We start from the raw sequence: 12,634 nt of genomic DNA on the forward strand, positions 1-12,634 counted from the left end.
CCCCTCTACTTCGCGACGGCGGCGGCGAGCTTCGACAGGGGCTCCGCCAGCGCGTTGACCGCGTCCGAGAGCTCCTTGCGGTCGGCCTTGCCGACCTTGTCGTAGGAGGTGAAGTCGTACGACGTCGTGTCCGGGCGGTACTTGTCGAGCAGCGTGTTCAAGGTGGCGAACTGCTTGTCCAGTTCCGTGGTGAGGGCCTTGTCGTTCTCCTGCGCGACCGGCTTCAGCAGCTCGTAGGACTTCTGCGCGCCCTCGACGTTGGCCTTGAAGTCGACCAGGTCGGTGTGCGAGTAGCGCTCCTCCTCGCCGGTGACCTTGCCGGTGGCGACCTCGTCGAGGAGTTCCTTGGCGCCGTTGGCCATCGAGGTCGGGGTGATGTCGGCCTTGCCGACCCGCTCCTGCCAGTCCTTCAGGTCGGTGATGAGCCGGTCGGCGAGCTCCTTCTCCCGGTCGCCGATCTTCTTGTCCTGCCAGAGGGCCTTCTCCAGGCGGTGCCAGCCGGTCCAGTCCTTCGCCGGGTCCTGGCCGGCCTCCAGGCCGTCCTCGCGGACGTCGACCTTGGGGTCGATGTCGCCGAAGGACTCGGCGACCGGCTCGGTGCGCTCCCAGCCGATGCGGGAGGGCGCGTAGGCCTTCTTCGCGGCGTCCAGGTCGCCGTCCTTGACGGCCCGGGCGAAGGTCTCGGCCTTGGGCAGGGTCCCGTCGGCCTGCTCCTGCGTGTAGGCGCGGTAGGCCGCCACGGCCTCGTCCAGGCGCGGGTCGCGCTTGACCGCCTTGCCGCCGGTGGCCTTGACGGCCTGGCGGATGCCCTTGCCCTTCATGCCGGGCTTGCAGGCGATCTGGTATTCGCCGGCCTTCACCTCGGCGGTGACCCGCTGCTTGGTGCCGGGGCCTATGTTCTCCCGCTCGGTGACCACGCGGTCGTCGGGGAAGAGCACGTAGACCTCGGTGACCTTGGAACCCTTGTTCTCGACGGCCAGTTCGACGTGCCCGGCGGGGAACTCCTTCTTCGACACCTCGCACTTGTCGTCCGTGGCCGTCACGTGGACCACATGGTCGCCGTCCTTGGCGTTGCTCTTCTCCGTACAGCCGGTGACAGCGGTCAGAGCCGCCGCTGCGGCGATCACGACGGATACAGGGCTGGCGGGTCGCATGAAAGCTCCAGGTTACGGGGAAGGTGAGGCTCACCTAAGCCAGATAAGGATTACCTGAGTGGCTCAAAATCGCTGCCATGAACTAGTCAAGGGGAGGTCAAAAGTCGCGCTTCGGGAGGATCGGCCGACGGCCGGTGCTGCTCGGCCGCCTGGGACGACCTGGCCGCCCGGGCGATGTTTGAATGCCCCCGTGACTGACTACGACGTGCTCCGCGTCTTCTGTGGCCCGGACGGTGGATACGGCAATGAACTCGGTGTCGTACGCGAGGGCTCCGTGCTGCCCGGGCGGAGCGAGCGGCAGGCGTTCGCCGCGAAGCTCGGGTTCAGCGAGACCGTCTTCGTCGACGACCCCGAGCGCGGGGTGATCGACATCTACACGCCCACCCTGCGCCTGCCCTTCGCCGGGCACCCGTGTGTCGGGACGGCCTGGCTGCTCGACGTGCCCGAACTGGTCACACCCGCCGGGGTGGTCGGTGCCCGGCAGGACGGGGAGTTCTGCTGGATCGAGGCGCGGGCGGAGTGGGTGCCGCAGCGCACCCTGCGGCAGTACGGCAGCGCCGCCGAGGTCGACGGCCTGGCCGTGCCGCCGCCGGGGGAGTGGGTGTACGCCTGGGCGTGGCAGGACGAGCCCGCCGGACGGGTGCGGGCCCGGGCTTTCCCCGGGCGCGGGGACGGGATCGACGAGGACGAGGCGACCGGGGCGGCGGCCCTGCTGCTCACCGACCGGCTCGGCCGGGCCCTCAACATCACCCAGGGCGCGGGTTCCCAGATCCTCACCGCACCCCAGCCGGGCGGCTGGACCGAGGTCGGCGGCCGGGTGCGCCTCGAACGCTGACCCGGGCGCGCGCGAGATCGACACCGGGACCGCCGATCCGGAGTACCGCCTGTCCCCGCCGGCCGGTCTACGGCAGCGTGAGGATCTCCGCGCCCGAGTCCGTCACCACCAGTGTGTGCTCGAACTGGGCCGTCCGCTTGCGGTCCTTGGTCACGACCGTCCAGCCGTCGTCCCACATGTCGTACTCGTGCGTCCCGAGCGTCAGCATCGGCTCGATCGTGAACGTCATCCCCGGCTGGATGACCGTCGTCGCGTGCGGGCTGTCGTAGTGCGGGATGATCAGGCCCGAGTGGAACGACGAGTTGATGCCGTGGCCGGTGAAGTCCCGGACCACCCCGTAGCCGAAGCGCTTGGCGTACGACTCGATGACCCGGCCGATGACGTTGATCTGCCGGCCCGGCTTGACCGCCTTGATCGCCCGGTCGAGGGACTCCCGGGTCCGCTCCACCAGCAGCCGCGACTCCTCGTCGACGTCACCGACCAGGTAGGTGGCGTTGTTGTCGCCGTGCACGCCGCCGATGTACGCCGTCACGTCCAGGTTGACGATGTCGCCGTCGCGCAGGACGGTCGAGTCCGGGATGCCGTGGCAGATGACCTCGTTGACGCTGGTGCACAGCGACTTCGGAAAGCCCCGGTAGCCGAGCGTCGAGGGGTAGGCGCCGTGGTCGCACATGTACTCGTGCGCCACCCGGTCCAGTTCGTCGGTGGTCACCCCGGGGGCGATCAGCTTCGCGGCCTCCGCCATCGCCCGGGCGGCGATCCGGCCGGCGAGCCGCATCGCCTCGATCGTCTCGGGCGTCTGCACCTCCGGTCCGGTGTACGGCGTCGGCGCGGGCTTGCCGACGTACTCGGGGCGGCGGATGTTTCCGGGCACGGGACGGGTGGGGGACAGCTCCCCCGGTACGAGCAGCGACTGGCCAGACATGCCAGCGAGTCTAACCAGCGGCCATGGGGGAACATGACGATGGCGAGAGGAGCTGGTCATGGCCCTGTTCAAGAAGCGGACGGTCGGCAAACCGGGTGAGTGGTACTACTGCCTGGAACACAAAAAGGTCGAGGAGGGGCCGGAATGCCCCAACAAGGACCGGTTCGGCCCGTACGCCTCCCGCACGGAAGCCGAACACGCGATGGAGACCGCCCGCGCACGCAACCTGCAGTGGGAGAACGACCCCAAGTGGCACGACGCCCCGGCGGGCGGCCGTAACGAGGAGTAGGCGCATCCCGGCGGCTGCGCGCGCCCCGCGCAGCCGCACCACCGGCGCGGAGCACCGTCCTGGGACGGCCGGTCCCGCCGCCCCTACCAGCGCGCCGGCGGCGGGGCCGTCAGGTGTTCCGCCAGTCTCGCCACCCTGTCCCGGAAGCGGCGCCGGCCGCGCGGTGTCGGCAGGGCGTTCTCCCCGGCCGCCGCGCTGACCAGGTGCTGCACCGTGTCCAGGTCGAGCTCCGAGCCGTCGGGGACGGCCAGACACTCGTGGGCCATCGCCGGCAGCTCGCCCTCACCGGGGCCGAGGCACAGCACCGTCGCCCCGGCGCGCCGGGCGTCGGACACCCGTTCAAGGAGGGGTGAGGCCGGGCCCTCGGGGGACACCACCAGCAGCGTCTCGCCCCGCCGGGCCGCCTCCAGCCGCCCGAGGCCGACCGCCAGATGCGCCGGGTCCGAGGGGCGCGCGTCATGCCGTACCAGCGTCGGGGCCAGCTCCGGGGTGCCCGACCACGCCGCCTCGTCCACCAGGTGCGCCGCCAGGTGCCACGGCTCGAACTCCGGCGTGCCGACGAGCAGCAGCCCGCCGCCGTGCGACACCACCGACCCCCGCAGCGCGCCGGCGAACCGCCGCGTGGCGCCCAGCCACTCCGTCCCGACGAGCACTTCCCGCAACAGCGCGACCCGTACGGCATCCATACGACCGCATCCTGCCCGAACCGGTCACGCGTGACGCGGAATTCACCACGGATTAGCCCGGCTTGGGCAGAGGGACCGGTCATCCGTACCCTCGTCGAACGCCCGGGCACCTTGCTCGTCTTCCGGCGGGTGTCCGTGACGGAGCTGACCTGAGGCGATGGCGGCGGCGGACGTAGAGTCAGGGCCATGACCTCTACCGACAGTGCTGCCACCGACAACGCCCAGAAGGCCCCCGTCAAGGACCCCTGGGACCTGCCCGACGTCTCCGGACTCGTCGTCGGGGTGCTCGGCGGGACCGGGCCGCAGGGCAAGGGCCTCGCCTACCGGCTCGCCCGGGCCGGACAGAAGGTGATCATCGGCTCGCGGGCGGCCGAGCGCGCACAGGCCGCCGCGGAGGAGCTCGGTCACGGCGTCGAGGGCGCCGACAACGCCGAGACCGCGCGCCGCAGCGACATCGTGATCGTCGCCGTGCCGTGGGACGGCCACGGCAAGACGCTTCAGTCACTGCGCGAGGAACTGGCCGGCAAGCTCGTCGTCGACTGCGTCAACCCGCTCGGCTTCGACAAGAAGGGCGCCTACGCGCTCAAGCCCGAGGAGGGCAGCGCCGCCGAGCAGGCCGCCGCCCTGCTGCCGGACTCCCGGGTCACGGCCGCCTTCCACCACCTGTCGGCCGTGCTGCTCCAGGACCCGGAGATCGACGAGATCGACACCGACGTGATGGTGCTCGGCGAGGTCCGCGCCGACGTCGAGATCGTGCAGGCCCTCGCCGGGCGCATCCCCGGCATGCGGGGCATCTTCGCCGGGCGGCTGCGCAACGCCCACCAGGTGGAGTCGCTGGTGGCGAACCTGATCTCCGTGAACCGCCGGTACAAGGCGCACGCGGGGCTCCGCGTCACCGACGTGTGAGCCGGTGAGTCCATGGGGGACACTGGACGGCACCAGCAGTGCCCGCAGTGTCCCCCGACAGGAGCCGACCGACATGCCCCGCCTCGCCCTCTATGCCCTGATCGTCTGCGTCCTCGCCGTGGCCGCGGCCGTCGTCTCCTTCACGCGGGGCAGCTGGCTGGGGATCGTCTGGGTGCTGCTGGCCGGCCTGTCGTCCAACATGTGCTGGTACTACGTGAAGCGCGGCAAGCAGGAGAAGTCCGTCACGGGCTGACGCCTCAGGGAGCGGCCGAGCAGAACTCGTTCGAGCCCTGCCAGAAGCGGTACAGCTCCTGACCGCAGTACGTCTCGAAGTCGCTGATCCCCAGCGACTTCAGGAGCGAGTCGACCACGTCGAAGAACACGCCGTTCACCGCCGGCAGCCACAGCAGCGCGAACACGAACAGCAGGCCGAACGGCGCGAACGGTTCCACCTGCCGCCGGATGTTGTACGACAGCCACGGCTCGATGACGCCGTAGCCGTCCAGGCCCGGCACCGGCAGGAAGTTCAGCAGCGCGGCCGTCACCTGGAGCAGCGCGAGGAAGGCCAGGGCGAACCGGAAGTCGGCCGGCACGCCGTCCAGCGCGTCCAGCCAGAACGGGGCCGTGCACACGACCGCGAACAGCACGTTCGTCAGCGGACCGGCGGCCGAGATCAGGCTGTGCTTCCAGCGGCCCTGGATCCGCCCCCGCTCGATGAACACGGCCCCGCCGGGCAGCCCGATCCCGCCCATGATCACGAAGATCACCGGGAGGACGATGCTGAGCAGCGCGTGCGTGTACTTCAGCGGGTTCAGCGTGAGGTAGCCCTTCGCGCCGACCGAGATGTCGCCGCTGTGCAGGGCGGTGCGCGCGTGCGCGTACTCGTGCAGGCAGAGGGAGACGATCCAGGCCGCCGTCACGAAGAGGAACACGGCGACCCCGGGCTGCTCCGCGAAACCGGTCCAGGTCGCCCACCCCGTGACCGCCGTCACGGCCAAGATCCCGACGAAGACGGGACTGATCCGCCGCTCACTGTGGCGGCTGGTGGCGGTGGTCATGGGACTCCCTGCACTCTCGGACACGCGATGGGACGCCCGACGGTACCGGGCGCACGGGGAAAACGTCTCGCGTGGGGCGGTCGGTTCCGGAGAGGGTGGGCGCATGGGGCTGTGGCATGTGTTCTACGCGGACTGGCAGATGGAGTGCTGCGGTACGCCGTTCTCGGTGGGGGAGGACGTGAGCTGGCCGCTGATGCTCGTGGACTCCGGCAGCGTGCTGGGCGGCGGCTGGCACGACCAGCTCACCAAGGTCGCCGGGCCGGTGGAGGACGTGGGTGGCGTCCGGGTCGTGCGGGAGGAGACGGGCCTCACGGCGGCCCTGGCCGCGGACCCCGACTCCGAGGAGGACCTGCGGCCCAAGCCGGGGGACTGGATCCGCTCGGTGGGGATGCTGTCCGTCGAGCGGCACGGGGCGGTGTGGCCGCAGGCCGCGGGACGGGTGCGGTCGGTGCAGGTGCTGACCCAGGTCTACGCCGAGAGTGCGCCGGGATCGCGCTCCTGGGAGCCGGTGCGCGGGGAGCGCGGGCTGCGGGCGGTGGACCGGTGCCCGAAGTGGTTCACCGAGACCGAAGGGGAGCGGGGCGCCGACGGACGGGGACGGCACTCGCGTGAACCGGGAGTGGTGGTGACCCTGGACGTGCCGGGCACGGACTCCTGGCTCTCCCACGCGGTCCGCGAGGCCCGGGGCATCCCGCACCAGGACGCGGAGCCCGGCGCGGAGACGGCGGGGCTTTCGGCGGCGGACCTGGCGGCTCTGCTGCAGACACTGAGCACGGTGGCCGGTCCACGGGGGCGCCCGGGGCGGTCGCGGTCCGGCGGGCGACGCGGCCGACATGCCTGACCGCTGCCGCGCCCGCCGCCGCGGCGGCCGGGCACGGGCGGGGTTCGGCCGGGGTGGTTGGGCCGGTGGGTGTCAGGGACTGTGGTCGGGCCGATGCGGCTCGCTCGTCGGGGGGTTGCCGTGGCGGTCGGTATGGGCGGGGCTCGTGGGGCCGGTGTCCGGCACCCGGCCCCCGGTGCCCGGTGCCCGGGGACCGACGGCCTGGCCGGTGGTCCGGTTGCGCGGGTCGAAGGCCGGGGTCCGTGCCGGCCGTGGTCGGGCGCCTGCCGGTGGCTCGGGGCGCGGTCGCCGCGGGTCGGTCCGGTTCGCCGTGGGCCTGGCGGGCTCGGGTGCGTGGCAGGCTGCGGTTCTCTGTTCGTCGTCCTTGGTCCGTTCGCCGGGTCCTGGCTCCGGCGGGCGGTCAGCTTCGGGGTGCGGGCCGACGCGCAGCCTCAGTCGGTGCCTTGTCCGGTCGGTGTCCGTGCCGTCCTGGCCGTCGTTGTGGGCCCGGCGGGCCCGGGAACATGGCAGGCTGTGACTTTCTGCCTGTCGCCCTCGGTCCGTCGTTCGCCGGGCCTTGGCCCTGGACGGGAACCGTTCCGGCCGTCGCCCCCCGTACTGCCCGCGGCCGGGGTGCAGGCGGTCGCCGGCCGGTCCGTGCCCGCCGCGCCGTAGAGCAACCGTCGTGACCCGCCCTCCTACCACCGGAGACAATGGACCCCGTGCGCTATCGCATCCTCGGCACCACGCAGGCGCTCCGCACCGACGGCACGGTCGTCCCGGTGGGCGGGGCGCGGTTGCGTGCGCTGCTGACCGTGCTGGCCCTGCGGGCCGGCCGTACCGTGCCCGTGGGGCTGCTGGTCGACGAGGTGTGGGGCGGGGATCCGCCCGCCGACGCCCCGGGGGCGCTCCAGGCGCTGGTCGGACGGCTGCGGCGGGCGCTCGGCGCGGAGGCGGTCGCCTCCGACGAGGGCGGGTACCGGCTCACTGCCGCGCCCGACGACGTCGACCTGCACCGGTTCGAGCGGCTGGCCGGTGAGGGGCTGCGGGCCCTGGCCGACGGCGACCCCGCCAAGGCGGTCATGCTCCTGGACGACGCCCTCGCCCTGTGGCGCGGCCCGGCACTGGCCGACCTCCCCGACCGCGCCGCCGAGGCGGCCCGCCGGGACACCCGCCGCCTGGACGTGCTGCGCGCCCGCCACAGCGCCGCCCTCGCCCTCGGCCAGGCCGACCAGTCCCTGCCCGAACTGACGGCCCTGTGCGACAGCCACCCCCTCGACGAACCCCTCCAGACCCTGCGCCTGCGCGCCCTGCGCGACACCGGCCGCACGGCGGAGGCGCTGGACGCGTACGAGGAGGTGCGCCGGCTGCTCGCCGACCGGCTCGGGGCCGACCCGGGCCCGGAACTGCGCAGCCTGCACGCGCAGTTGCTGACGCCGGGAGACGAAAGCCCCGGGCCCGCGCCCGCCGCGGACACCCCGGCCGTGGGCAACCTGCGCGCCCGCCTGACCTCCTTCATCGGCCGCGAGACCGACATCGAGACCATCCGGGACGATCTCGCCGCCGCCCGCCTGGTCACGCTGCTCGGACCGGGCGGGGCAGGCAAGACCCGGCTGTCGCAGGAGGCCGCCGAGGCCGTACGGCACGCCATGCCGGGCGGCGTCTGGCTGGCCGAACTCGCCCCGGTCGACGACCCCGCCGCCGTACCGGAGGCCGTGCTCACCGCCGTCGGCGCCCGCGAGACCGTGCTGTACGGCGCCGGCGCCGAAGGCATCCGGGCCGCCGTGACCGACCGGCTCGACGACCCCGTCGCGCGGCTCGCCGAGCACTGCTCCAGACCCCGCATGCTGCTGATCCTCGACAACTGCGAGCACGTCGCCGACGCCGCCGCCCGACTCACCGAGGAACTCCTGGAGCGGTGCCCCGGCCTGACCGTCCTCGCCACCAGCCGCGAACCCCTCGGTGTACCGGGGGAGGTGCTGCGGCCCGTGGAGCCGCTGCCCGAGCCGGTCGCGCTGCGGCTGCTCGCCGACCGGGGCGCGGCGGCCCGGCCCGGCTTCCGGATCGACGACGACCCCGAGGCGTGCGCGGAGATCTGCCGGCGCCTCGACGGGCTGCCGCTGGCCATCGAACTGGCCGCCGCCCGGCTGCGGATGCTGACACCGCGCCAGATCGCCGACCGGCTCGACGACCGCTTCCGTCTCCTCACCTCCGGCAGCCGCACCGTCCTGCCCCGGCAGCAGACCCTCAGAGCCGTCGTCGACTGGTCCTGGGAGCTGCTCGACGAGGACGAACGGGACGTCCTGCGGCGGCTGTCGGTGTTCGCGGGCGGCTGCGACCTGCCCGCCGCCGAGGCCGTGTGCGGCCCGGTCGCCCTGGAGGCGCTCGGCTCACTCGTCGACCGCTCCCTGGTCGTCGCCACACCGCCCGGCGACTCGGCCGACGGCGAGATGCGCTACCGGCTGCTGGAGACGGTCGCCGAGTACGCCGCCGAGCGGCTGGAGGAGTCCGGACAGCGCGCCGACGCCGAGCGCGCCCACCTGACGTACTTCCGTGAACTCGCCCGCACCACCGACCCGTTGCTGCGCGGCCCGGACCAGCTCGCCGCGATCCGCCGGCTGGAGCGGGAGTACGAGAACCTGCGCACCGCCCTGCGGCACGCCGTCGCCCTGCACGACGAGCAGGAGGCGCTGTGCCTGACGCTGTCCCTCGTCTGGTACTGGCAGATGCGCGACCTGCGCATCGAGGCCCGCAACTGGTGCCGCGAGGTCATGGCCCTCGGCCCCGACCCCTTCACCGAGCCCGTCCGCCGCGCGGCCCCGGTGTCGCAGCGCTGCACCGACGCCCCGCCCCCGATGACCGGCGAGGCGCTGTGGGAGGCCCGGCGCGGTGTCCATCTGGCCCATCTCGCCTGTATGGACACCGAACTGGACGCCTGGCAGAACCCGCGCTCCCAGCAGAAGCTGCGGACCATCGCCCTGGCCTACGAGCCCGGCCTGCCGCAGAACTGCCGGCTGCCCGGCCTGCTCTGGTTCTTCGCCGTGATGCTGACCGGCGACATGGACCGGCTGCGCGTCATCATCGACGCCGCCATCCGCACCTGCCGGGAGACCCCCGGGTTCGACTGGGAGCTGGCCTCCGCCCTCCAGATGCGGGCCAACTTCCTCGCCAACCGCACCGACTGGGCGGGCGACGCCGCGCGCGACGCCGACGAGTCACTGGAGATCTACCAGCGCCTCGGTGACGCCTGGGGCACCGCCGAGGCCCTCTCGGCGCGCGCCGAGGCCCGCGAACGCAAGGGCGACTACACGAGGGCCGCCGCCGACTACGAGGCGGCCATCGCGCACGCCGAACGCGTCGGCGCCCGCGCCCAGGCGGCCGTCCTCGCCGCCCGGCTGGGCGGCGCGCTGCTGGAGGCGGGCGAGGACGAGCGCGGCGAGCGGCTGCTGCGCGAGGTGATCGCGGCGCGCGAGGACGCGCACAGCGAGGCCATGCCCGCCGCCCGCCTCTTCCTGGCCGGCTGGCTCGGCATGACGGGCCGCGTCCCCGAGGCGCGGGAGCAAGTGCGGCGGCTGCGCCAGGACTTCCGCATCGCCCACTTCATCATCTTCGACGCGTACATCCTCGGCACGGAGGCGTGGCTGGACGCCACGGAGGGACGGTACGAGGAGTGCCTGGACCGGATCCGCAAGGCGCTGGAGCGGGCCGCCGACCCGCTGTCCGAGGCCATCGCACCCCATATGCGCTCGGGCTACCTGGTCATCGGCGCCTCGGCCCTGGCAGCCCTCGACGGCGGGCGGCGGGCCGTGGACGCGGCCCGCTGCCTGGGCGCCTTCGACGCCATCCTGCCGCCCGGCCACGTCGCCCAGCGGCAGGAGCGCGAGACCCGCGAGCGCACGGAACGGCAGCTCCGTGCGCTGCTCGGCGACCAGGCGTACGAGACCGCGTACGCGCAGGGCGGCGGCCTCTCCCTGGAGGAGGCCATCGCCCTGCTCTGACGCGGATCGGGCTCCTTCCGGTCAGTTCTTCGTGCGGAACTTGTGGATCGCGACCGGCGCCATCACCGCGGTGATCGCCACCGACCAGCCGAGCGTCACCCACAGGTCGTGCGCGACGGGCCCGCCCACCATCAGACCGCGCGCGGCGTCCGCCAGCGTCGACAGCGGGTTGTAGTCGGTGAACGCCTGCAGCCAGCCCGGCATCGACGTCGTCGGCGCGAAGATCGACGAGCCGAACTGGAGCGGGAACAGCACCAGGAAGCCCATCGCCTGCACGGACTGCGCGTTCTTCAGGATCACGCCCAGGGTGAGGAACACCCACATGATCGACGAGGCGAACGCCGTGGACAGCGCCACGGTCGCGAACAGTCCCGGCCAGTTCGTGATCTCGAAGCCGACCGCGACGGCGACGATCATCAGCACGGCGGTCGCGAACAGCATCCGCAGCAGTTCCACGGAGATCTTCGCGAACAGCACCGAACCGCGCCCGATCGGCAGGGACCGGAAGCGGTCCATGACACCGGAGTTGAAGTCCTGGCTGAAGCCGGTGCCGACGCCCTGGGACAGCGTCATGCTCATCATCGCGATCATGCCGGGGATCACGTACTGCACATAGCGGTCCTGCCCGCCGCCCAGGGCCTGCCCGATCGAGCCGCCGAAGACGAACACGAACAACAGGGTGAAGATGACCGGCATCAGCAGGGCGTCGGCCATGGACTCCGGGTCCTTGCGGATCCACAGCAGGTTGCGGCGGATCAGGGCCCCGGTGTGACGCAGATGGCCGCGCAGCGAGATATGGGCGTCGGCCTCGGCGTCGTGGACGGTGACGGCGCTCATACGGCGGCCTCCTGAAGGTCTTCGGCGGGCATGGCGTCCTGCGGGGCACTGGCGCGGTGGCCGGTGAGGGACAGGAACACCTCGTCCAGGCTGGGCAGTTCGGTGGTGAGGGAGGCGAGCGTGATGCCGCGCGCGGAGACCGCGCCGACCACGGCGGTCAGCTGCTCGTCGCTGAGGATCGGCACGAGGACGTCACCCCGTTCGGTGTCCACGGTCGTGGTGGCGAGCCCGGTGATCCCCAGCTCGTCCAGCACGCCGGCGAGGGGCCGCAGCTGCGCCGGATCGGCCGGGCGGATCCGCAGCGCCCGGCCGCCGACCTTCGCCTTCAGCTCCTCGATGGCGCCGCCGGCGATGACCTGGCCCCGGTCGACGACCGTCAGCTCGGAGGCGAGCTGCTCCGCCTCCTCCATGTACTGGGTGGTGAGCAGCACGGTGACCCCGTCGCCGACCATGCGCTTCACCTCGTCCCACACCTCGTTGCGGGTGCGCGGGTCGAGCCCGGTGGTCGGCTCGTCCAGGAAGAGCACGGCCGGCCGCCCGATCATGGACGCGGCCAGGTCCAGCCGCCGCCGCATGCCCCCGGAGTACGTCGCCGCCGCCCGCTTGGCCGCCTCGGTCAGCGAGAAGCGCTCCAGCAGCTCGTCGGCCCGGCCGCGGGCGTCCTTGCGGGGCAGGTCGAGCAGCCGCCCGATCATGTACAGGTTCTCCCAGCCGGAGAGCTTCTCGTCCACGGAGGCGTACTGCCCCGTGAGCCCGATCACCCGCCGCAGCTGCCGGGGCTGCCGTACGACGTCGTAGCCGGCGACGGTGGCCCGGCCCGTGTCGGGAGCGAGCAGGGTGGACAGGATCCGTACCAGGGTCGTCTTCCCGGCCCCGTTCGGCCCGAGGACCCCCATGACGGTGCCCTCCCGCACATCCAGGTCGACCCCGTCCAGTGCCTTGGTCTCGCCGTAGTGCTTCACCAGCCCCCGCACGGTCACAGCGGCGCCGCCGGTGTTCTTGTCGATTCGCGTCATGCCCCTGACGGTGTCAGCTGCCACCGACAAACCGCCGACAGGTCACCGACAGGGGCCCTGCGACCACCGACAGAACGCGGCAGCCCGCCGACGGGGGAAGATCGGCGGGC

12 protein-coding genes are annotated in these 12,634 nt (G+C 72.6%); 6 read left to right on the forward strand and 6 right to left on the reverse strand.

Translation table 11 applies throughout. The annotated features are described in order from the left end of the window. Window positions 1-5: 5 nt before the first annotated feature. The gene (gene efeO, locus CCL05_RS12820) at window positions 6-1,154 is read right to left on the reverse strand and encodes an iron uptake system protein EfeO (RefSeq protein ID WP_086560637.1); all 1,149 of its coding nucleotides are present in this window, start codon (window positions 1,152-1,154) and stop codon (window positions 6-8) included. 190 nt (window positions 1,155-1,344) lie between these two features. Here efeO and CCL05_RS12825 point away from each other — a divergent pair, with 190 nt between their 5' ends. Further along, window positions 1,345-1,989 carry a PhzF family phenazine biosynthesis protein gene (locus CCL05_RS12825; protein WP_086560638.1) on the forward strand — a complete coding sequence of 215 codons (645 nt, stop codon included), beginning with the start codon at window positions 1,345-1,347 and terminating at the stop codon, window positions 1,987-1,989. 67 nt (window positions 1,990-2,056) lie between these two features. Here CCL05_RS12825 and map read toward each other — a convergent pair whose 3' ends face one another. Beyond that, a complete protein-coding gene (gene map, locus CCL05_RS12830) occupies window positions 2,057-2,914 on the reverse strand; it encodes a type I methionyl aminopeptidase (protein WP_086560639.1) in 858 nt (285 codons plus the stop codon). Between the two features lie 58 nt (window positions 2,915-2,972). On the opposite strand from map, the gene CCL05_RS12835 reads away from it, so the two are divergent. After that, entirely contained in the window at window positions 2,973-3,203 is a 231-nt protein-coding gene (locus CCL05_RS12835) for a hypothetical protein (RefSeq protein ID WP_086560640.1), read from the forward strand. 83 nt (window positions 3,204-3,286) lie between these two features. On the opposite strand, the gene CCL05_RS12840 is transcribed toward CCL05_RS12835, so the two are convergent. Beyond that, a complete protein-coding gene (locus CCL05_RS12840) occupies window positions 3,287-3,889 on the reverse strand; it encodes a hypothetical protein (RefSeq protein ID WP_086560641.1) in 603 nt (200 codons plus the stop codon). 186 nt (window positions 3,890-4,075) lie between these two features. Between CCL05_RS12840 and npdG the strand changes: the two genes are divergently transcribed. Together npdG and CCL05_RS12850 are read left to right on the forward strand one after the other, a co-directional pair. Continuing rightward, window positions 4,076-4,795 (forward strand): NADPH-dependent F420 reductase, encoded by a 720-nt coding sequence (npdG, locus tag CCL05_RS12845; protein WP_086560642.1) that lies wholly within the window; start codon window positions 4,076-4,078, stop codon window positions 4,793-4,795. A 73-nt stretch (window positions 4,796-4,868) separates the two neighbouring features. Then, window positions 4,869-5,048 carry a hypothetical protein gene (locus CCL05_RS12850; protein ID WP_086560643.1) on the forward strand — a complete coding sequence of 60 codons (180 nt, stop codon included), beginning with the start codon at window positions 4,869-4,871 and terminating at the stop codon, window positions 5,046-5,048. 4 nt (window positions 5,049-5,052) lie between these two features. On the opposite strand, the gene CCL05_RS12855 is transcribed toward CCL05_RS12850, so the two are convergent. Beyond that, window positions 5,053-5,853 carry a site-2 protease family protein gene (locus tag CCL05_RS12855; protein WP_086560644.1) on the reverse strand — a complete coding sequence of 267 codons (801 nt, stop codon included), beginning with the start codon at window positions 5,851-5,853 and terminating at the stop codon, window positions 5,053-5,055. Between the two features lie 103 nt (window positions 5,854-5,956). Here CCL05_RS12855 and CCL05_RS12860 point away from each other — a divergent pair, with 103 nt between their 5' ends. Continuing rightward, window positions 5,957-6,694 carry a DUF6578 domain-containing protein gene (locus CCL05_RS12860; protein WP_086560645.1) on the forward strand — a complete coding sequence of 246 codons (738 nt, stop codon included), beginning with the start codon at window positions 5,957-5,959 and terminating at the stop codon, window positions 6,692-6,694. Window positions 6,695-7,386: 692 nt separating this feature from the next. Continuing rightward, a complete protein-coding gene (locus CCL05_RS12865) occupies window positions 7,387-10,671 on the forward strand; it encodes an AfsR/SARP family transcriptional regulator (protein ID WP_086560646.1) in 3,285 nt (1,094 codons plus the stop codon). Window positions 10,672-10,692: 21 nt separating this feature from the next. Here the strand turns inward: CCL05_RS12865 and CCL05_RS12870 are convergent, their stop codons facing one another. Next, window positions 10,693-11,508: an ABC transporter permease gene (locus CCL05_RS12870; protein ID WP_086560647.1), complete on the reverse strand. Its 816-nt coding sequence runs from the start codon at window positions 11,506-11,508 to the stop codon at window positions 10,693-10,695. Further along, entirely contained in the window at window positions 11,505-12,524 is a 1,020-nt protein-coding gene (locus CCL05_RS12875; RefSeq protein WP_167409553.1) for an ATP-binding cassette domain-containing protein, read from the reverse strand. Before CCL05_RS12875 ends, CCL05_RS12870 begins: the two co-directional genes overlap by 4 nt. Window positions 12,525-12,634 lie beyond the last annotated feature (110 nt).

Source organism: Streptomyces africanus, from assembly GCF_002150735.1.
In the GTDB taxonomy this organism is placed as follows: domain Bacteria; phylum Actinomycetota; class Actinomycetes; order Streptomycetales; family Streptomycetaceae; genus Streptomyces; species Streptomyces africanus.

What these genes read in the sequence shown, in the direction of transcription:
- CCL05_RS12855 (WP_086560644.1), bottom strand. Translation starts at nt 5,853, where the DNA reads ATGACCACCGCCACCAGCCGCCACAGTGAGCGGCGGATCAGTCCCGTC.
- CCL05_RS12870 (WP_086560647.1), bottom strand. Translation starts at nt 11,508, where the DNA reads ATGAGCGCCGTCACCGTCCACGACGCCGAGGCCGACGCCCATATCTCG.
- CCL05_RS12850 (WP_086560643.1), top strand. Translation starts at nt 4,869, where the DNA reads ATGCCCCGCCTCGCCCTCTATGCCCTGATCGTCTGCGTCCTCGCCGTG.
- CCL05_RS12835 (WP_086560640.1), top strand. Translation starts at nt 2,973, where the DNA reads ATGGCCCTGTTCAAGAAGCGGACGGTCGGCAAACCGGGTGAGTGGTAC.
- CCL05_RS12865 (WP_086560646.1), top strand. Translation starts at nt 7,387, where the DNA reads ATGGACCCCGTGCGCTATCGCATCCTCGGCACCACGCAGGCGCTCCGC.
- CCL05_RS12860 (WP_086560645.1), top strand. Translation starts at nt 5,957, where the DNA reads ATGGGGCTGTGGCATGTGTTCTACGCGGACTGGCAGATGGAGTGCTGC.
- map (WP_086560639.1), bottom strand. Translation starts at nt 2,914, where the DNA reads ATGTCTGGCCAGTCGCTGCTCGTACCGGGGGAGCTGTCCCCCACCCGT.
- CCL05_RS12840 (WP_086560641.1), bottom strand. Translation starts at nt 3,889, where the DNA reads ATGGATGCCGTACGGGTCGCGCTGTTGCGGGAAGTGCTCGTCGGGACG.
- efeO (WP_086560637.1), bottom strand. Translation starts at nt 1,154, where the DNA reads ATGCGACCCGCCAGCCCTGTATCCGTCGTGATCGCCGCAGCGGCGGCT.
- CCL05_RS12875 (WP_167409553.1), bottom strand. Translation starts at nt 12,524, where the DNA reads ATGACGCGAATCGACAAGAACACCGGCGGCGCCGCTGTGACCGTGCGG.
- npdG (WP_086560642.1), top strand. Translation starts at nt 4,076, where the DNA reads ATGACCTCTACCGACAGTGCTGCCACCGACAACGCCCAGAAGGCCCCC.